The sequence below is a fragment of the Pseudarthrobacter sp. SSS035 genome (assembly GCF_023273875.1).
Classification (GTDB): Bacteria; Actinomycetota; Actinomycetes; order Actinomycetales; family Micrococcaceae; genus Arthrobacter.
In genome coordinates, this window is record NZ_CP096882.1 from 3,914,262 (window position 1) to 3,933,115 (window position 18,854).

Sequence of the window (18,854 nt, forward strand, 5' to 3'; positions counted from 1 at the left end):
GCGACGGTTTGAACCCGTCTGCTCATAGCGCGATCTCGAGTTAGTTCCGTGTGCTGCCGCGGCATCTCACCACGTTCCGGGGGCACGTCTTCAGGCCGCGTTCATGCGTTCTCCCTGTTGAAGCGGGGCGGCCAGTGACCAGCACCAGCCCGCGAGTTCGCGGGCGATCGCGGTGTTGGCCTTGACCGGCATTTTGTGCCGTTCATCGAAGTGTTCCCACTTGCGGTGGAGCCGGTGGTTTCCTTCGAGGGCGCGGATCCGGGTTGCCGGGGCGACGAGATCGAGCTGGCGGATCAGCCGTTCGCCAGGCCGGGTGTACGGGCGCCGGTGCTGCCAGGCGGCCTCGATGAGGAGCTTGCGGGCATAGGTGTTCCCGGCCTTCGTGATCGGGCCCTGGTGCCGGGACTGGCCCGAGGACTCCTCACTGGGCACGAGCCCGAGGTAGGAGCCTATAGACGAACCGGTGAAGCGGGTCCAGTCCCCGATCTCCACGGCCAACCCGAACGCGGTCGTGACCTTGATGCCACGCAGGCACATCAATGCGTTGATCACTGGGCCGTAGCGGCATGCAGCGGCCGTGGTGGCCACCTGTTTGTCGATGCGTTTCAGGTGCCCGGCGAGGAGTTCGGCCTGCTCGACATCGGCCTCGTAGGTGAACTGCAGCGCCGGTTCCTCAAAGTGTTGACGGTGCAGCCAGAGGCTGTGTTCCTTCGTCCATCTGGTGTCCTTGGGGTAGCGGATGCCGTGGCGCAGCAGGATCGCGTTCACGTGCTGGCGGGCGTGCGCCAGGTCCTTGGCCGTGCCCGAACGCAACCGGGACAGGTCCCGGAGCGCTTCTTCCTCCGGGGCCGGGATCCGCACCTCGGTGACCGAGCCGACCGCGAGCATCTCAGTCAACACCCGGGCATCCCGCCGGTCGGTCTTGACCCGATCACCCGGTGCGCGAAGCAGTTTCGAGGACGCCGCAATCACGCAGTTGATGCCCGCCGCGCGCAGGTACCGGGCCAGGACGAACCCGGTCGGTCCCGATTCGTAGACGACCTTGACGGGCGGGGCGAACCGGCGGACCCACTCCAGCACCATGGCAGGGTCAGCGGGCATCGTGTGGTTGCTGATTTCCCCGGTGGCCGGGTTCAGTGCATGGCCCACAACGTTGACCGCGTGAACATCCAGCCCGATGAAAGTATGCTCAAACATAAGCCGGGACCTCCCAAACTTCACATGTGGCACTACCATTGCACCCCCGCGGAGCCGTCAGGCCAAGGGAGCTTGTCAATGGCAACCCACGGACCCCTGTGAAACAGAAGGCCCCGGCCCCCACCAGCCTTGAATCCCACTCTCTCCCTGCCCGTCCGGGACGCAGAACATGACCGCCGGGAATCAGGCCCCGCAGCGCCACCCACCCCCACAGACGACGCGACCTACACTCAAGCCGGCGCTGCGGGGCCGCCCGGCGATAATGGCCGACCCCGGACGGGCGGAACCTGCACCCTTCACTTCATATCGTCTAGAGTCTATACAGCGCCGATACGGTGCCCGGCTTCGGCCGGATTGGATTTAGCGGAGGTAAATAGTGGCCAAGGCAGCACCGGCGGAACAGTTGAAGTTGCTCGAACTGCAGGGGCTGGACGCAAAACTCAGGTCCCTGTCCAACCGCCGCCGCGCCCTGGAAACCGATCCCCGGATCGAGGACCTGCAATCTGCCCTGTCCGTCGCCAACGGTGAACTCGGCTCCGCCAAGATGGCCGTCCATGACGCCGAAGCCGAGCTGAAGCGCGCCGAGGCCGACGTCGAACAGGTCGCCTCCCGCATCGAACGGGACGAAACCCGGCTCAACAGCGGAACGGGGCTGTCAAAGGACCTCGTGGCCCTGCAAAAGGACATTGCCTCCCTCAACAAGCGCCGCTCCGACCTTGAAGACGTGGAGCTGGAAGTCCTGGAACGCCTCGATTCGCTGCGCGAGCGTCAGGCTGCCCAGCAGCTCATCGTGGACAACGTCCAGGGTTCGTTCGGCGGCATCCGCGCCGAACTCGATGCAGCCCTGGCCGAAGTGGCTGCTGAAGCGACCGTTGTCCGCGGCAAGCGTGCCGAATTCGCAGAGGGACTCGACGCCGGCATGCTGGCTGTCTACGAAAAGACGCTGGCCAAGCGGGGAGTGGGCGCCGCCCGGTTGTTCCACGGAACCTCCGAGGCCTCCGGAATGAAGCTGAGCCCCGGAGACCTCGCCGAGATCAAGGCCGCCGCCGAAGACGACATTGTGTTCTGCCCGGATTCGGGTGCCATCCTGGTGCGCTCCGCCGAGTGGAACACGCCCGCCCCAACTGCCTAGCAGTCCAAGTAGGTCGCAGCAGATGTCGTTACGGGCGCCCATAACGACATCTGCTGCTACCTAGTTGGGAAGGATGATGTTCAGGGCGTGCGGTTTCCGCGCTGAACCGTCAACCAACTCCGCGTCCCATTTCTCGCGTGTGGCCTTCAGCAGCTGTACCGGGGTCTGCGGGGCGTTGCCGCGGCGGGCAAGCAGGTGCCGTGCCAGCTCGCCGCGAGTGTGCTTGGCGAAGTGGCTGACCACCTTGCGTACACCGTTGACCTCGGTGAATACGTTGACAGCCACCGTCTGATCCGGCGGCGGTGCCCATGCCACGGCATACGTGCTGGAGCGACAGTCCACGAGCAGGTGCCCGGACACGGACTCCGCGAGGGCTTCCGAAATCTGCGGCTTCCAGAACGAGGCGAGGCGGCCGACGTCGGGCAGTGCCGTTCCCATCGACAGCCGGTAGGCGGGCACACTGTCGGCGAAGCGGATGGCACCCCACAGGGCCGAGATCACCAGCACCGAAACATCGGCCTTCCGGCGCTGCGCCGGGGTCAGCGTTCTGTAGCCGAGTGCGTCGTACAGAACGCCAGAATAGATCTGGTGCGCAGGTGCCGCCGGTTCGGCGTGGAGCCGGGTGTTGCGTTCGACGTCGTCCTGCAGCGATGCGCCGACGCCCAGCAGCGCGAGGGCATCCTCATGCGCACTCACCGTCCCCAGCGCCTCCAGGACCTTGGCCCGGTAGGTGTTGAGTTCCGGAAAGCTCAGTGACGGCCAGTCGACGGCGGACCCGCGGACTGCGGGGGTTTTGCCTTCGGAGGGGGGAAGCAGAATCAGCACCGTACGATCCTACCGGCGACGGCGGTGCCCCCTTCCGGCGGTAGACTGGCTGCGGATGGGTTGACCAGGCGGCCGCGCGTCACGCAAGTGGCTCGAGGAACGTCCGGGCTCCGCAGGGCAGGGTGGTGGGTAACGCCCACTCGGGGTAACCCGCAGGCCAGTGCCACAGAGAACAGACCGCCTGCGTCTTCCGGCAACGGAGGCTCAGCAGGTAAGGGTGAAACGGTGGTGTAAGAGACCACCAGCTTCCCGGGTGACCGGGAAGGCTAGGTAAACCCCACCCGGAGCAAGGCCAGACAGGACACGTTTGAGGGCTGCCCGCCCGAGTGTCCGGGTAGGCCGCTGGAGGGCGTCGGCAACGGCGTCCGTAGATGGATGGCCGCTACTCCCGCGCTGGTAACGGCACGGGAGCACAGAACCCGGCGTATCGGTCAACCCATCCAACACCACCCGCCGGGCACGGACCTGCCCCGCATGTGAGTGATTTCACGCCGGTTGCGGCGGTCCGCGGTGTTGCTCCAGCCTAGAATAGAGAGCGAACGTAGAAGTTCTGCCGCCGGGTCTGCGTTCGCAGCCGGTGGCTTTTCTTTACGCTTCTCCACGGCACCCGGGATGGACCGCATCCTGCCGGTGCCAGAGCCCCTGGACAACATCAGGTGGCCGCCAACCGCGTACGACGACGTATGCGGCTGAACCGAGGAAGGTAGTTCTGTGAGCCAGACGTCAGATTCTTGTCTTGATACGTGGATGGGCCGGGAGGCTCTCGCCGAGGCCATGATTCCGGTGATTGGCCGGCTGTACCGCGAAAACAACGTGGTGACCAGCATTCACGGCCGCAGCCTGATCAACAAGTCCACCATGAACATCCTCAAGGCGCACCGTTTCGCCCGCCGCATGAGCAACACCGAGCTCCTGCTCGAAGAGACCGCACCGCTGCTGAACATCCTGGCTCAGCTGGAACTTGGTGCGGCGGCCATCGACGTCGCCCGCCTGGCAGAGAAGTTCAAGGCAGAAGGCGACGGCGCCACCCTGGAAGAGTTCCTCCGCACCGAGCTTGCCGAGGTAGTGGGCAAGCGCGGCGGCGATGACCGCACCAGCACCGACGTTGTGCTGTACGGCTTTGGCCGGATCGGCCGCCTCCTGGCGCGCCTCCTCATCGAAAAGGCAGGCGGCGGCCACGGCCTGCGCCTGCGCGCCATCGTGGTGCGCCGCGGCTCGGACAAGGACCTCACCAAGCGCGCCAGCCTGCTGCGCCGCGACTCCGTCCACGGCTCCTTCGAGGGAACCATCCGTGTGGACGAAGACGCCAACACCATCACCGCGAACGGTGTCCAGGTCCAGGTCATCTACTCGGAGAACCCCGCCACGATCGACTACACCGCCTACGGCATCAAGGATGCGCTCGTTGTGGACAACACCGGCCGCTGGCGCGACGCTGAGGGCCTGTCCCAGCACCTGCAGAGCAAGGGTGTTGCCCGTGTTCTCCTCACCGCACCGGGCAAAGGCGCGTTGAAGAACATCGTGCACGGCATCAACCACGGCAGCATCGAGGATACGGACCAGATCGTGTCCGCAGCGTCCTGCACCACGAACGCCATCACCCCGGTCTTGAAGGCCATCAACGACAAGTTCGGTGTGGTCCACGGCCACGTGGAGACGGTCCACTCCTTCACTAACGACCAGAACCTGATCGATAACTTCCACAAGGGCGACCGCCGGGGCCGCTCCGCCGCGCTGAACATGGTCATCACGGAAACCGGAGCGGCCACCGCTGTGGCGAAGGCCCTGCCCGAACTGCTGGGCAAGCTCACGGGCAGTTCCATCCGGGTCCCCACGCCGGACGTTTCGCTGGCGATCCTGAACCTGAGCCTGGAAAACGGAACCACCAAGGATGAGGTGAACGATTACCTGCGCCAGATGTCCTTGCATTCGGACCTGCGCAAGCAGATCGACTACATCGATTCGCCGGAGGTTGTTTCCACGGACTTCGTCGGCTCACGCCGTGCCGGCATCGTGGACGGTCTCGCCACGATCTCCAATGACAAGAATGTCATCCTCTACGTCTGGTACGACAACGAGTTCGGCTACAGCTGCCAGGTAGTCCGGGTCATGGAAGAGATGGCCGGCGTCAACCCGCCGTCCTTCCCCGCCAAGGAAGCCGCTGCTGCCTTGGCCGCAATCGCCGTCTAGGCCGTTTGCGGGTTGGCTGCCCGATATTCCCGGCTGATTCGCTGGAATCAGCCGGGAATCGGGACCACACTGGTGGCATGGATAACGAGACTCTCCACGAGACCACCCTTGAACACGCCCTCGACGTCGCCAAGGCCAACCACAAAGAAGCCATCAGGCTCCTGGAGCAGGCCCGCGCGTCCCGGGCTTCCGGCGACGTCGGCGACCACCGCGTGCGCCAGCTCGAAGGGCTCCTCAAGGTTGCCGAAGAAGACCTGCGCCGCGTAGCCCGGGAGCAGTAGCCGGCCATAGCAGTAGGCGGATCACCCGGGCCACTCGTCCTCCCCATTGTGGATAACCGCATGGGTGTCAGTGGGGTGGCCTAGGCTCTTCTGGTGCATTACATTTCCGGAAGAGCCGGTTGCCCATGACCGTCAGCTGGCGTGCCTACCGCCGTGCCCGCCGCCGCTCGAGACAGGCCTGGGCTCTGGTGGCGGTGCTGGCCCTGTCTGCAGTGGGCTCCGCGGGGTGGTTTTTCACCGCGGGCCAGTTCGCTGCGGCAGAACCGGCAATCGCCGGGCCCCGCGAGGCGCCTGTTTTCGACGGGACCTGGATGAAGCCCGTGATCCCGGTGCACGCTGTACCGCAGGGGAGTGCCCTGACCGCCCTCGAGCGGCTTTCCGTCAAGGGACGGGCTCCCACGGACAATTACCAGCGGGAGGCCTTCGGCCAGGCCTGGCTGGACGTGGACCGGAACGGCTGCGACACCCGCAATGACATCCTCCGCCGGGACCTCACCGCTGTGGGTTTCACGGAGGGTTCCAAATGCAAGGTAGTGTCAGGGTCCATCCATGAGCCGTACACGGGCAAACGCATGGAGTTCCGGCGTGGCCCGGAAAGCAGCAAGGAAATCCAGATCGATCACGTCGTGGCGCTCAGTGACGCGTGGCAGAAAGGCGCTCAGGGGCTGACCCCGCAGCAGCGCCAGAGCCTGGCCAACGATCCGATAAACCTCATCGCCGCAGACGGTCCTGCAAATCAGCAGAAGAGCGCAAGCGACGCCGCCACCTGGCTGCCGAAGAACAAGAACATCCGCTGCCATTACGTGGCCCGCCAGATCTCGGTGAAGGCATCCTATGGACTGTGCGTCACGCAGCCGGAGAAGGATGCGATGAAGCGCGTCCTGGACTCCTGCCCGGAGCAGCCAACCATTACGGCGAGGTAATGCGTCGGCTCAGTGGCCGAACGGGTCCGGATCCACGCCGGGCATCCACGTCAGGCCGGGCACACCCCAGCCGCTCTTCTTGGCCAGTTTCATGGCCTTCCGTGCATAGCGGTCCATCAGCCGGTTGACGTAGAGCTTTCCGTCGAGGTGGTCGTATTCGTGCTGGATCACCCGGGCGAACCAGCCGGTCGCTTCGAACTCCACCGGCTGCCCATGGCCGTCAAATCCTTCCACCCGCGCCCACTCCGCACGCTTGAGCGGGTATGCGCCGCCGGGGAAGGAGAGGCAGCCCTCTTCCTCTTCCTCGGGGTCCGGCAGCGCGCCAGAGATCTTGGACAGGGTCAGTACCGGGTTTACCAGGACCCCGATGGGCGGAGCGCCGTCGTCATTGGCGTACTTGTACACAAAGATTCTTTTGCCCACACCAACCTGCGGCGCCGCCAGGCCCACGCCGTTGGCAGCCTCGTTGGTTTCAAACATGTCCGCGATCAGCGTGCGCAGTTCGTCGTCGAAAACCTCCACCTCGGCGGCGCGGCGGTGCAGCACCGGTTCACCCCAGACGGTGATTGGCAGAACTGTCATGTCAGGCGGCCCTTCGTGCGTGCGGCGTGGCGCCGGCGGTTATGCAAAAAAATGGAGGCCGTACCGGATATCCGGTACGGCCTCCAAATGGACGGCTTTTACTGCCGCCCTATGAGGGTGAGCTACGGGGGTTGAACCCGCGACCTCCTGGACCACAACCAGGCGCTCTGCCAACTGAGCTAAGCCCACCATGTGCCCCACAGATTTCCCGGTGGTCCGGTGCTCTGGAAAGGCAACTCAAATAGCTTACCTGCTGTTTGAGGGTGCTTGCGCCACTTTTGGGGTTTTTGCGAAAATTTCCGCCAAACGTGGCGCAGATTACTCTTTCGGAATACCTGCTGTGCCCGGCGAGGCAGTGATGCGCTGGGCGACTTCGCGGGCCGTGGCGCTGTCAGGCCCCGGAGCCGGAACGAAAACCGCCTCGCGGTAGTAGCGGAGCTCGTCGATGGAATCCTGGATGTCACCCAGGGCGCGGTGGCCGCCCTTCTTGGCGGGGGACTGGAAGTAAGCCCGGGCGAACCAGCGGCGGGAAAGTTCCTTAATGGTGCTCACGTCGATCACGCGGTAATGCAGGTGCTCCACAACGGCCGGCATGTCGCGGGACAGGAAGACGCGGTCGGTCCCCACGGAGTTGCCGCCCAGCGGTGCCTTGCGCGGGTCCGGCACCCACTTTTCGATGTATTCCATCACGGCGGCTTCGGCCTCGGCCATGGTCTTGCCGTGCGGCAGTTCCTTGAGCAGCCCGGACCGGGTGTGCATGTCCCTCACGAAGTCGTTCATCTGGGCGAGGGCAGCGTCCTCGGGCTTGATCACCACGTCCACACCGTCGCCGAGAATGTTGAGCTCTGAGTCCGTCACCAGCGCCGCCACCTCGATCAGGGCGTCGTTCTTGATGTCCAGGCCGGTCATTTCGCAGTCGATCCAGACGATGCGTTCGTTAGATATAGGCACCGGACCAGCCTACCGTTTAGCTCCGGCGCAACCGTCCGATGCTAGGATTTCGGGTACATGGGGCGAGGATTTTGCCGCTGTGCAGTGTCTGCGCGGCCCGGGCGGCCACCGCCGCCCGCGGGACTGAAGCGCCGAGTGTAAAGAGATTGGACGATCCTGAGATGACGGCGCCTGTGCCTGCAACGGGGGAGATGGCGGCCAGCGTGATCCCCGAGCCCGCTGCGGCAGAAGTGGATAACGCCAGGTCCCCCATCCTTGCCGGTCTTGTCGGCTCGGTCCTGATGGTGTTCGGATCCCTCGGCGTCGGCTGGCTGGCCCCCGTTTCCGAACTCCGCCGCGTACCGATCTTTATCTGGATGCGGACGGAGGCCATCGGCGTTGCCCTGGCCATCGTGCTGGTTGCGGTAGGCGGCATGCTCCTGGTCCGCTCCTGGCTGAGGCTCGGCCAGCGGGTCCGCGTATGGGGGCCGGCGGCGCGAAAGGCAACGCTGCAGGCCATCGCAGCATGGGGCCTGCCGTTGATGTTCACCGTCCCGCTCTTCAGCCGCGACGTGTACGCCTACATTGGTCAGGGCAGGCTGATGGTGGAGGGGTTCAACCCCTACGAGAACGGCATTTCGGCGTTGTCCAACTATTTCCAGCTTGGCGCCGACAAACAGTGGACTGAAGCTCCCGTGCCGTACGGCCAGCTGTTTCTGTGGATCGAGCAGTTTGTGGTCTGGTCCACCAACGTCCAGCCCGAGGCCAGCGTGATGCTTTTCAGGCTCGTGGCGCTGTTTGGTGTGGTCCTCTGTGTCATCTACGTGCCCAAGCTGGCCGAGCTTCACGGCGTCAATCCGCACCGCGCCTTGTGGCTCACCGCGGCCAACCCCCTGTTCCTCACCAACTTCATCGCCAGCGTCCACAACGATGCCCTCATGATCGGGTTGGCCCTTGCCGGGCTGTACTACGCGGCCACCAGGCGCGTGGTGCTGGGCATAGTCCTCGTGACCCTTTCCATCGCCGTCAAGCCCATCACCATCGTTTTCCTGCCGTTCATCGGCCTGATCTGGGCAGGCAAGAACGCCGGCTGGCCGCGGAAATTCCTGTTCTGGGGACTGACCGGAGGGCTGAGCCTGGCCATTCTGTACGGCCTGAGCCTCGTCAACGGGTTCGGCTTCGGCTGGATCAATGGGCTGTCCGCCCCTGGCAGCCTCTTCATTTGGTACGCGCCGGTGGGCTTGGTGGGGCTGATGGTCGCTTCCGTGTCGAACGCCTTCGGCCTCGACGGGTGGACGCTCGCCGACTGGGTGTTCGACGCCGGCAAACTACTTGCCGTAGGCATCGTCGCCTTCCAGATCTTCAGGGGTGAGCATGAGCGGCTGATCCGCCGCCTCACCTTGGGCTTTGCGGCCATCGTGGTGCTGGCGCCGATGATCCAGGCCTGGTACGTGGTGTGGCTCATCCCGCTGTTCGCGGTGACAGGCATCCGCAATGACTGGCAGGTCAAGGCCCTGTATTTCATCGTGTCGTTCTTCATGATCTACGCCATTTCTGACCAGCTGGAGGTATTTCCCTACCTCCAGACCGAGGACCTCGGACTTGCCCTGGTCCTGGCCCGCTTCGCGGCGGCGATTACCGGCCTGCTTTTTGCCATGTACCTGATCTTCATGGATCCGGACACCAAAAGGCTTTTCCGGAAGCCGGCCGAACCGGTGACCGAACGCCCCGTTATCTAGTCTCCGCAGGCGCGGTTATCCGGCGCCGGTGATTCCCGCCGTCGTGCCCTGTTCCAGATGCCGCAAGGCTTCCTTCCGGGACAGCGGACTCAACCGCGTGCCCTTTTCCACCACGAAATCGTGTACCCACTCCGGGTCCGTTTTGGCGTATTCACGAAGCGCCCAGCCAATGGCCTTCCGGATGAAAAACTCCGGGTCCGCCAGATTCGGCTCAATGACAGCCCGCAGCAGGTCCTGGTCCGTGCTGGCCTTGGCCTTCAACTGCGAGGTGATGGCCGACCGCCGGATCCAGAAGTCCTGGTCCGTGCTCCAGGCCAGCAGGAGTTCGGTCATCATGGGCCGGTGGGCCTGAAGAAGCCCGCCGATACGATGCGACACCCCATCCACGAAATCCCACCACGCGCCGGTGCGGATGATCTCCTCATAGACAGGGAGCATCAGCTGGTCACGGGCCACCAACCGGAGGCTTGTCAGGTCAATGGCCGCATAGCGTTCCTCGCGTACAGTGGAGCCGCGCCAGAGTTCCAGCACCGTGGCCCGCAACTGGCCCGCCGACGTAACGGGATGGACGGAAGCAGCGGCCAGCGCCAGCCGCCTGACTTCCGGGACTCTGACGCCCAGTGACGGCAGAGTGGACTTCATATACGCCTGCGCGCCAGTGGCCCGCACCGGGTCCGTCCGCTCCCGCAGCGCCGCGCGCACGGCATCCAACAACTCGCGGTTCGGAGTCTCCGTGACCGGTGCGTCCGTGTCCAGCGATTCGTCATTCGGCGGCATTCGGTCCATGGTGCAACTTTAGCGAGGTGCCGGCGGCCTGGATGTCGGCCGGTCCATCCTCAGCGGGACGGCTCTAGAGTGGGACCAGACAAACTGCACGTTCCCGTGAACCGTGCCACCCGACGTCGGAGGTTCCCTGCATGTCCATGATCAAGACTCCCGAGCAGATTGCCCTCATGCGCGAAGCCGGCCGGGTGGTGGCCAATACGCTGGCGGCGGTGCGTGAGGCCGCCGGAGTGGGTGTCACCCTGCGTGACCTCGATGCGCTGGCCGCCGAGACGATTGCCACGGCGGGAGCCACACCGGCCTTCCTGGACTACCACCCGCGCTGGGCCGCAGTTCCGTTTCCTGGCGTGATCTGCACAAGTGTGAACGACGCCGTGGTCCACGGAATCCCCGACGACTACAAACTCCAGGACGGTGACCTGCTCAGCGTGGATTGCGGGGCATTCCTGGAGGGCTGGTGCGGCGATGCGGCCGTCAGTTTCATTGTGGGAACACCCGATCCTGTGGACCAGGCCCTCATTGATGCCACGGATGCCGCCTTATCCCGCGGGATCGAGGCAGCCCGGATCGGCAACAAAATGGGCGATCTTGCCTACGCGATCGGCGGCGCCGCGCGGCGGGCGGGCTACGGTCTGCTGGCTGACCACGGCGGCCACGGGATCGGCCGCACCATGCACGCCGAACCGCCGGTGCCCAACGACGGCAGGCCGGGGCGCGGGATCAAGCTCACCGACGGGCTGGTCATGGCCATCGAGCCCATGCTGATCCTGGGCCGCAAGGACGACTACTATCAGGACGACGACGGATGGACGCTGCGTTCCGCCAACGGCCGCCGGGCCGCCCACAGCGAACACACAGTGGCCATCACTGCCGATGGCCCGCTGATCCTTACGCTCCCTTAGGTCCTGTGAGGCTCAGGCGCACCACGGCCCGCCCTGGGACGCCGCTGCTGGCCACGGTGAACCCGGCGCGCAGGAAGAGGTTCAGCGTGCCGTGGTAAAAGTCTGCGGGTCCCGCTTTGGGCCGCTGCTCGCGGTCCACCGGGTAGCCTTCCACAACGTCGGCACCATTGAGCCGGGCATGCTCGACGGCGGCGCGCAGCAGCGCGGCTGCCACACCGCTCCGGCGGTGGCCGGCGGCGACCACGAAGCAGGTCACTGACCACACGCTGTCGGCCGCATCCGGTGGTGCTGTTTCGGAATCGGGCGGCGCTGATTCCTCCGCTTGCCGAAGCACGCGGGAGCGAAGCACACGTGGATAACAGGTCCGTGGCTCCACGGCGCACCAGCCCACGGGCTGACCGTCGACGAAGGCGAGGACGCCGGGGGCGGGGGAGCCGCCGTCGAACTTTTCCTTCAACTGTGCCTTGCGGGCGGCCGGATCCAGCGCCGAGTACTCCGGACCCGTGAGGGCAAAGAACCGGCACCAGCAGCGGGACGGCTCACCGGGTCGGCCGAACAGCCGCTCGACCCCGTTCCACTCCGCCGCGGCCGTCGTCAGGCCGGTTGCGGGCCCGTCCGTCATGCTGGTCAGGCCACCGACTCGGCGCTGCTCGGGTGTGCCACCTCGGTGCTGCGCCGGAGTATGACCTGGCCGGATATCGGGGGCGATCCGGCATCGTCGGCGGACGGGCCGGCTGCGCTGCTGGCGGCCTGCCGTCCGATCTCCTCCAGGGGAAGGTGCACCGTGGAGAGGGCCGGCCGGAAATCGCGCAGAGTCTCAATATCGTCGAAACCGGCAACGGCGGCGTCGCGCGGGATCCGCAGTCCCTGGGAGAGCAGTGCGGCGGCGGCCCCGATGGCCATAACGTCGTTGACGGCAAAGATGCAGAGCCGTTTTGTCTCGGTCCCGGGTTGGGACGCTGTGATCCGTGCAGCCAGGGCGAGGCCGGCCTCGAAGCCGCCCGCACGGGTGAAGTCCGTGCGGATGACGTCCGCGGCAGGCAGGCCGGCGCTGGCAAGGCCGCGCTGGAACCCACGGATCCGGTCGTCGGAGGTGAACAGCCCTTCCGGGCCGCCGACGATCACGAAGTCTTCTTCCCGCGACGCGGCCAGCTCAGCTGCGAGCTGCGCGGCGAGCTCCTCATTGGGCACACTCACCACGTGGTAGCCGTCGGCTGCCGCGGCGCCCACAATACCGTGGCCGATCACGCCCACGTGGCCGCCGTTGCGGCAGTAGCGGTCCAGTTCCGCAGCGAGTTCGGTGTTGCCTTCCCGGTCCTCGGTGCGGGAGGTCCGTGATCCTGCGATCACGATGGAATCGGCGCGGCGTGCGGCGAAGGCAGCCACGGCTTCCTTCTCACTGTCCGGAGCGCCTTCAGTGGTGGCCAGCAGCACCATCTTGTGCTGTTCCCTCGCGGCATCCTGGACGCCGCGGGCAATGGCTGCGAAGTACGGATCGGCAATGTCATGCACGATCAGCCCGATCAGCCCGGAGCTGGACTTGGCCAGCCCCTGCGCCTGGGCGTTGGGAATGTAGCCGAGGGATTCGGCAGCCTGGCGCACCCGGTCCGCAATATCCTTGCCGGGTATCCGGGCGGAGCCGTTCAGCACGCGGGAGGCGGTGGCCGGCGACACGCCCGCCAGCCGGGCCACCTCGGTGAGGGTACTTGCAGCCACAACTTCTCCCGTTCATACAGACGTTCAGCGCCGTTAGCGCCGCTTTCAGTATGGCAGTTTGAGGATACTTTGGGAAAGCGCTTGCCAACCCGAAGGGGAGCGGTGCATGATGGACGCAGTGGGAATGCGCTTTCCCAATTCAGCTTGAGTAACACTGCTCACTCACCGTGGAGGACACATGGGCTTCGAAACAAAGACGATCCGTATCGCCATGAACGGCATCACCGGCCGGATGGGCTACCGCCAGCACCTGCTGCGTTCCATCCTTCCCATCCGCGACGCCGGGGGCTTCACGCTGGAGGACGGTACCAAGGTCCAGGTGGAGCCGATCCTGGTCGGCCGCAATGAAGCCAAGATCCGCGAGCTGGCAGAACTGCACAAGGTGGCCGAATGGACCACGGACCTGGATTCCGTGATCAATGATCCTTCGGTGGACATCATCTTTGATGCGTCCATGACGAGCCTCCGCGCCGCCACGCTGAAGAAGGCCATGCTGGCTGGCAAGCACATCTTCACCGAGAAGCCCACGGCGGAATCCCTGGAAGAAGCCATCGAGCTGGCCCGCATCGGCAAGGAAGCCGGCGTCACCGCCGGCGTTGTGCACGACAAGCTGTACCTCCCCGGCCTGGTCAAGCTCCGCCGTCTGGTGGACGAAGGCTTCTTCGGCCGCATCCTCTCCATCCGCGGCGAATTCGGCTACTGGGTCTTCGAAGGCGACGTCCAGGCAGCGCAACGACCGTCCTGGAACTACCGCAAGGAAGACGGCGGCGGCATGACCACGGACATGTTCTGCCACTGGAACTACGTCCTGGAAGGCATCATCGGCAAGGTCAAGAGCGTCAACGCCAAGACCGCCACCCACGTCCCGGCCCGCTGGGACGAGGCAGGCAAGGAGTACAGGGCCACCGCCGACGACGCCTCCTACGGCATCTTCGAACTCGAAACGCCGGCAGGCGAGCCGGTCATCGGCCAGATCAACTCCTCCTGGGCTGTCCGCGTCTACCGCGACGAGCTTGTGGAATTCCAGATCGACGGCACGCATGGTTCCGCCGTTGCCGGCCTGAACAAGTGCGTAGCCCAGCAGCGTGCCCACACCCCCAAGCCCGTCTGGAACCCGGACCTGCCCGTCACGGAATCCTTCCGCAGCCAGTGGCAGGAAGTTCCCGCCAACGCCGAGCTGGACAACGGCTTCAAGCTGCAGTGGGAAGAGTTCCTGCGCGACGTGGTGGCCGGCCGCGAGCACCGCTTCGGCCTGCTGTCCGCCGCCCGCGGCGTCCAGCTCGCCGAGCTTGGCCTGCAGTCCAACGACGAACGCCGCACCATCGACATCCCGGAGATCACGCTCTGATGACTTCCCTGATCCTTCCCACCCACGACGGCGGCACCCGCGAGTACCGCCTCCAGGGCGGCGTGTCGTGGGCACGCCCCACCGCCCCGCTCACGTCGCGCCGCGCGTACGCGGCCGCGCACGTCATTCCCGAGGTCCTGGCGGACAACACGCCAGGTGCCCCGGCCAGCCTCGACTGGGACGCCACCCTGGCGTACCGGCACGAACTCTGGTCCTACGGCCTGGGTGTTGCGGATGCCATGGACACCGCCCAGCGCGGCATGGGCCTGGACTGGGCCGCAACCCAGCAGCTCATCAAGCGCACCGGTGTGGAGGCCGCTTCGGTGGTCACCGCCGGTGGCCCCGCTACCGCCGGCAAGACCGTCCGCGACCTGGTCTCGTGCGGTGCCGGCACCGACCAGCTGGAGCTCGCCACACTGCCCACCGGCACGGCAGGTCTTGCCGCCGTCCTGGACGCCTACCGCGAGCAGATCGCCGTCGTCAGTGAAGCCGGACCCAAGATCATCCTGATGGCTTCCCGAGCGCTGGCCCGCGTGGCCAACGGCCCGGACGACTACCTGCACGTCTATTCGACGCTGCTGCAGGAAGTGGACCAGCCCGTCATCCTGCACTGGCTCGGGACCATGTTCGATCCCGCGCTGGCCGGATACTGGGGTTCGGACGACGTCGCTGCCGCGACAGAGACGTTCCTGTCGCTGATCCGCGAGCACGCGGACAAGGTGGACGGCGTGAAGGTGTCCCTGCTGGACGCTGCGCATGAGGTTGCCCTGCGCGCCGCCCTTCCGGAAGGCGTCCGCCTCTACACCGGCGACGACTTCAACTACCCGGAACTGATCGACGGCGACGGCAGCCACCACTCGGACGCGCTGCTGGGCATCTTCGCTGCGATCTACCCGGCGGCTTCGGTTGCGCTGCAGAACTACGACGCCGGCAAGGCTGAGGAGGCGCGCGCCATCCTGGATTCCACGCGCGAGCTGGGCAAGCACATCTTCAGCGCCCCCACGTTCTACTACAAGACCGGGATCGCCTTTATGTCCTGGCTTAACGGCAAGCAGCCCGGGTTCCAGATGGTGGGCGGCCTGCATTCGGGCCGCTCCGTCTGCCACCTGGCCAAGACCTTCGAACTTGCCGACCAGGCAGGGCTGCTGAAGGACCCGGCGCTCGCCGCGTTCCGGATGTCCGACTACCTGCGCATCAACGGAGTGGGAGTATGACATCCAATTCAGAACCGTCCCCTTTTTCACGGCTTTCCCTGAACAGCGCCACCACCAAGAAGCTGACGCTTGCCGAAGTTGTTGATGGCTGTGTCCGCGCCGGAATCCCCGCGATCGCCCCGTGGCGCGACAGGGTTGAAGAAGCGGGGCTGGACAAGGCCGCGAAGCTGATCAAGGACGCGGGCCTCCGGGTCTCCTCCCTGTGCCGCGGCGGCTTCCTGACAGCGGCCGACGCCGAGGGCCAGGCCGCCGCCCTGGCGGACAACCGCGCGGCCGTCCTCGAAGCCGCTGCGCTGGACACCAGGGAACTCTTCCTGGTGGTCGGCGGCCTGGCGCCGGGGGAGAAGGATGTGGTGGCAGCCCGCCAGCGCGTTGCCGACCGCCTCGCCGATCTTGTCCGGTTCGCCACCGAGAACGGCATCCGGCTGGTGCTCGAACCCCTGCACCCCATGTACGCAGCGGACCGTGCCGTCATCTCGACCCTGGGCCAGGCCTTGGATCTTGCAGCCCCGTTTAATGCGCACGCGGTGGGCGTCGCCGTCGACACCTTCCACGTCTGGTGGGACCCGGACCTGAAGGCCCAGATTGAACGTGCCGGCAGGGAAGGGCGCATCGCATCCTACCAGGTGTGTGACTTCAACATGCCCATAGCGGCCGATCCGCTGCTGTCCCGGGGTTTTATGGGCGACGGCGTGATCGACTTCGCCACCATCAGCACCTGGGTCAGGGACGCCGGGTACACCGGGGACATCGAGGTTGAAATCTTCAACCAGGAGATCTGGGACGCCGACGGAGATGCTGTCATGGAGACCGTCAAGGCGCGCTACGCGGAACTCGTCCTGCCATACACCTGAGAGGCGGCATGGTCACACAAACGAAAAACACCCCGGTCTGCTGACCGGGGTGTTTTTTGCTGACCGGCCCATCCGTAACGGAGGTGCTGGCTCAACAACTTGTGCCCCAGGAGGGAATCGAACCCCCGACCGGCGGATTAGGGGTTGCTGCTTTTCGTCCTTGTTCATCCATGCTTGTTATCCGCTAGATTCCGGGGGAAACCGCCCCATATGGCGGGGTGGCATGACTGGTGTTTCTCGTCATTATTGGTTGTTTCCGGTGGGTAAGCGGTGGGTGATCCGTTAGACTCGCGGCCGTTAACAATCTCCAAGCAGGACGGCCTCACCATGAAAAGCACCGCCACCCACCCCACCGTTCCCGCCGGCTTCGTCCCGGTCCCCGATGTGATGCTGGATGTGATGCCAGACCTCCCGCCCACCCACTTCCAAGGGCCAACCGAGACCGGCGACGGCTGGATGATCGAAGCCACGTTCACCTTCGAGGACGGTATCGAGTTAGAGATCCAGCCAGCCATCGGAGACTACTCGAAGGGCGGGCTCACGCCGTCCCAGGCGATCGAAGCAGGGAAGGCGTTGGCGGGGCTCGGCGCCAAGTACGCCGGCGCCTGACCTGGCATCCGCCTAACTGATCATTCGAAGGAGCCGAGCTATGTTGTCTCTCTGAGACCGTGGCATCATCTCCGGCGACTCCGGCGTGGCAATGATGGCTTGGTAGTGCTCTTCGGTGAAGCGATAGAGCCGGCCGATCCTGCTGTGCGGCCACTGGCCAGAGTTGCACATGCGACGGACCGTGTCAGGGGACACGTTCAAGCGCGCAGCTAGCTCCGCGACCGTCAGCATGGGAGGAACTTTCATGCAGTAGACGATACGCCACGCGTACCTGGCCTCCGGCCCGCGGACGCGTAAGGCAGACTGAGAGAGTTCACGTCCACTGAGCCATTGGGGAAGACCATGCCAAACGTCCAGATTTTCACTACACCTGAACGTAGGATCCAGCGCTACAAAGTCAAAGCAACCGGCGACACCGGAACCGGCGTCAGCAGCAGTAACGGCAGCCGAAATGTTGGCCGTCTCGCGACCATCGGGCGCGAGCTCAACATACAGCTCATCGACATCTGCGACGACAAAACGGGCGAGGTCCGAACCTTCCGCGCTGAGTTCCTGGATCTGATCGAATCGGTTGAGGAATAAGAACCTACTGTTGGCCTAGGCATATCGGTCAGCAGCTGCCCCGGCACCTGACATAGGTCCGGGGCTTTTCTTACAGCTGGGCGTGAATCGGGTCGATGTGCTCGTCATCTCGGCTGTAATCCGGTGGATTTTCGCTAAACTGGCCATCCAAAATCTTCAGATCGGACATCTTCTCGGTCAGGAAGAGATGCCAAAACGGAACGGGACGCGAATTACTTGTGCCGTCGACTTGATAGCCGCGCAAGATTTCATTGCCAGTCGTGGCATGGAGCCCAAATGCCGCCGGCATAACCACACGCGGGTGCCCATCGTAGTGAAATGCAACAAGATTGCGGTTATGTATTGCCCCGGAAAGATCCACGGTATTTCCCCCAACTTTGTAATTCGCCTCCGAAATGGCGACGTTCATCAAAGCATGCCATGAGATGCCTCCGGACGATACTGTCAGTGCCCCTTGCTAGGCTCCGGACAACTGGCAACTCGGCCAGACCAAATAGACAGGTGGCCTCCACATGCTGGAGCAGTGCAAGGAATGCGGATCCGTCGCTGAAGTGAAGTTCGTGCAGCCGAGGGGACTGAAAGTCGGCCGCCGCCTCCCGGCCGCTAAGCAGCGAGTACCCTCCCGCTGCAGCAACAAAGAATGCCCCATGTCCAACCCCATGAAAGCCACGCTGGACAACTTCCGGCCGGTCGACTAGGTCGGTTCGACATTCTGGGTCGCCCTACCGCTTTTGCCGATTTCCGTGGTTAGATCAGCGTATGGGGATAAAATTGGGGAAAAGCGCAAAACTTCCGGGCGACACTCTTATCGGAACAGGCATTATCTTCTGCTTCCTGAGCGTGCTGCTCTTCATTATGGGCTCGGTCAACGGCGCAACAAATGGCTACATCCTGGGCGGCGGCGGGATCCTCGGATTGCTCATCATCTGCGTGGGCTACCTAAAGCGCATTTCCGTGGCGTTGACCGTCTCAGCCGATACGGTCTCCGAAGCATCACCGGCCGCCAAACACTAAGCCGCGCAAACGCAAAGAGCCCCCGCCGGGAAT

21 protein-coding genes, 1 tRNA gene and 1 other RNA gene are annotated in these 18,854 nt (G+C 64.7%); 13 read left to right on the forward strand and 10 right to left on the reverse strand.

Annotated elements, in window-relative coordinates:
- Positions 1–90: 90 nt before the first annotated feature.
- The gene (locus MUN23_RS18110) at positions 91–1,197 is read right to left on the reverse strand and encodes an IS110 family transposase (protein ID WP_248760188.1); all 1,107 of its coding nucleotides are present in this window, start codon (positions 1,195–1,197) and stop codon (positions 91–93) included.
- Between the two features lie 376 nt (positions 1,198–1,573).
- Here MUN23_RS18110 and MUN23_RS18115 point away from each other — a divergent pair, with 376 nt between their 5' ends.
- Entirely contained in the window at positions 1,574–2,329 is a 756-nt protein-coding gene (locus MUN23_RS18115) for a zinc ribbon domain-containing protein (protein WP_248760190.1), read from the forward strand.
- Between the two features lie 60 nt (positions 2,330–2,389).
- Here MUN23_RS18115 and MUN23_RS18120 read toward each other — a convergent pair whose 3' ends face one another.
- Complete coding sequence (locus MUN23_RS18120) at positions 2,390–3,154, reverse strand: YaaA family protein (RefSeq protein ID WP_248760192.1); 765 nt, start codon at positions 3,152–3,154, stop codon at positions 2,390–2,392.
- A gap of 56 nt (positions 3,155–3,210) precedes the next feature.
- Here MUN23_RS18120 and rnpB point away from each other — a divergent pair.
- The 4 genes from rnpB (at position 3,211) to MUN23_RS18140 (ending at position 6,548) form a co-directional block, all read left to right on the forward strand.
- Positions 3,211–3,597, forward strand: an RNA gene (rnpB, locus tag MUN23_RS18125) — RNase P RNA component class A.
- A 268-nt stretch (positions 3,598–3,865) separates the two neighbouring features.
- The gene (locus tag MUN23_RS18130; protein ID WP_256468645.1) at positions 3,866–5,344 is read left to right on the forward strand and encodes a glyceraldehyde-3-phosphate dehydrogenase; all 1,479 of its coding nucleotides are present in this window, start codon (positions 3,866–3,868) and stop codon (positions 5,342–5,344) included.
- 77 nt (positions 5,345–5,421) lie between these two features.
- Entirely contained in the window at positions 5,422–5,625 is a 204-nt protein-coding gene (locus tag MUN23_RS18135; RefSeq protein ID WP_248760194.1) for a hypothetical protein, read from the forward strand.
- Between the two features lie 125 nt (positions 5,626–5,750).
- Positions 5,751–6,548, forward strand: a complete 798-nt coding sequence (locus tag MUN23_RS18140; protein WP_248760196.1) for an HNH endonuclease family protein — start codon at positions 5,751–5,753, stop codon at positions 6,546–6,548.
- 9 nt (positions 6,549–6,557) lie between these two features.
- On the opposite strand, the gene def is transcribed toward MUN23_RS18140, so the two are convergent.
- The 3 genes from def to orn form a co-directional block, all read right to left on the reverse strand.
- Positions 6,558–7,130 carry a peptide deformylase gene (gene def, locus MUN23_RS18145; RefSeq protein WP_248760198.1) on the reverse strand — a complete coding sequence of 191 codons (573 nt, stop codon included), beginning with the start codon at positions 7,128–7,130 and terminating at the stop codon, positions 6,558–6,560.
- Positions 7,131–7,246: 116 nt separating this feature from the next.
- Positions 7,247–7,319, reverse strand: a tRNA-His gene (locus MUN23_RS18150).
- 129 nt (positions 7,320–7,448) lie between these two features.
- Positions 7,449–8,081 (reverse strand): oligoribonuclease, encoded by a 633-nt coding sequence (gene orn, locus MUN23_RS18155; protein ID WP_082575783.1) that lies wholly within the window; start codon positions 8,079–8,081, stop codon positions 7,449–7,451.
- Positions 8,082–8,242: 161 nt separating this feature from the next.
- Here orn and mptB point away from each other — a divergent pair, with 161 nt between their 5' ends.
- A complete protein-coding gene (mptB, locus tag MUN23_RS18160; RefSeq protein ID WP_248760199.1) occupies positions 8,243–9,799 on the forward strand; it encodes a polyprenol phosphomannose-dependent alpha 1,6 mannosyltransferase MptB in 1,557 nt (518 codons plus the stop codon).
- Positions 9,800–9,814: 15 nt separating this feature from the next.
- Here mptB and MUN23_RS18165 read toward each other — a convergent pair whose 3' ends face one another.
- Positions 9,815–10,576: a DNA alkylation repair protein gene (locus MUN23_RS18165; RefSeq protein ID WP_248764133.1), complete on the reverse strand. Its 762-nt coding sequence runs from the start codon at positions 10,574–10,576 to the stop codon at positions 9,815–9,817.
- A gap of 140 nt (positions 10,577–10,716) precedes the next feature.
- On the opposite strand from MUN23_RS18165, the gene map reads away from it, so the two are divergent.
- A complete protein-coding gene (gene map, locus MUN23_RS18170; protein ID WP_248760201.1) occupies positions 10,717–11,484 on the forward strand; it encodes a type I methionyl aminopeptidase in 768 nt (255 codons plus the stop codon).
- Here map and MUN23_RS18175 read toward each other — a convergent pair.
- Positions 11,471–12,106 carry a GNAT family N-acetyltransferase gene (locus MUN23_RS18175; protein WP_248760203.1) on the reverse strand — a complete coding sequence of 212 codons (636 nt, stop codon included), beginning with the start codon at positions 12,104–12,106 and terminating at the stop codon, positions 11,471–11,473. The genes map and MUN23_RS18175 overlap by 14 nt on opposite strands.
- A 5-nt stretch (positions 12,107–12,111) precedes the next feature.
- Positions 12,112–13,200 (reverse strand): LacI family DNA-binding transcriptional regulator, encoded by a 1,089-nt coding sequence (locus MUN23_RS18180; RefSeq protein ID WP_248760204.1) that lies wholly within the window; start codon positions 13,198–13,200, stop codon positions 12,112–12,114.
- Positions 13,201–13,378: 178 nt separating this feature from the next.
- Here MUN23_RS18180 and MUN23_RS18185 point away from each other — a divergent pair, with 178 nt between their 5' ends.
- The 4 genes from MUN23_RS18185 to MUN23_RS18200 all read left to right on the forward strand — a co-directional run bounded on the left by MUN23_RS18185 (position 13,379) and on the right by MUN23_RS18200 (position 17,225).
- Positions 13,379–14,548 carry a Gfo/Idh/MocA family protein gene (locus MUN23_RS18185; RefSeq protein ID WP_248760206.1) on the forward strand — a complete coding sequence of 390 codons (1,170 nt, stop codon included), beginning with the start codon at positions 13,379–13,381 and terminating at the stop codon, positions 14,546–14,548.
- Complete coding sequence (locus MUN23_RS18190) at positions 14,548–15,762, forward strand: dihydrodipicolinate synthase family protein (protein WP_248760208.1); 1,215 nt, start codon at positions 14,548–14,550, stop codon at positions 15,760–15,762. Before MUN23_RS18185 ends, MUN23_RS18190 begins: the two co-directional genes overlap by 1 nt.
- Positions 15,759–16,616, forward strand: coding sequence for a sugar phosphate isomerase/epimerase (locus MUN23_RS18195; protein ID WP_248760210.1), 858 nt, complete (start codon positions 15,759–15,761; stop codon positions 16,614–16,616). Before MUN23_RS18190 ends, MUN23_RS18195 begins: the two co-directional genes overlap by 4 nt.
- Before the next feature lie 327 nt (positions 16,617–16,943).
- Positions 16,944–17,225, forward strand: coding sequence for a hypothetical protein (locus MUN23_RS18200; RefSeq protein WP_248760212.1), 282 nt, complete (start codon positions 16,944–16,946; stop codon positions 17,223–17,225).
- Positions 17,226–17,237: 12 nt separating this feature from the next.
- Here the strand turns inward: MUN23_RS18200 and MUN23_RS23695 are convergent, their stop codons facing one another.
- A complete protein-coding gene (locus MUN23_RS23695; protein ID WP_371875934.1) occupies positions 17,238–17,471 on the reverse strand; it encodes a helix-turn-helix domain-containing protein in 234 nt (77 codons plus the stop codon).
- Between the two features lie 96 nt (positions 17,472–17,567).
- On the opposite strand from MUN23_RS23695, the gene MUN23_RS18205 reads away from it, so the two are divergent.
- Positions 17,568–17,807: a hypothetical protein gene (locus tag MUN23_RS18205; RefSeq protein WP_248760214.1), complete on the forward strand. Its 240-nt coding sequence runs from the start codon at positions 17,568–17,570 to the stop codon at positions 17,805–17,807.
- Between the two features lie 70 nt (positions 17,808–17,877).
- Here MUN23_RS18205 and MUN23_RS18210 read toward each other — a convergent pair whose 3' ends face one another.
- Positions 17,878–18,216, reverse strand: a complete 339-nt coding sequence (locus MUN23_RS18210) for a hypothetical protein (protein WP_248760216.1) — start codon at positions 18,214–18,216, stop codon at positions 17,878–17,880.
- Positions 18,217–18,578: 362 nt separating this feature from the next.
- On the opposite strand from MUN23_RS18210, the gene MUN23_RS18215 reads away from it, so the two are divergent.
- Positions 18,579–18,821, forward strand: a complete 243-nt coding sequence (locus tag MUN23_RS18215) for a hypothetical protein (protein ID WP_248760218.1) — start codon at positions 18,579–18,581, stop codon at positions 18,819–18,821.
- Positions 18,822–18,854 lie beyond the last annotated feature (33 nt).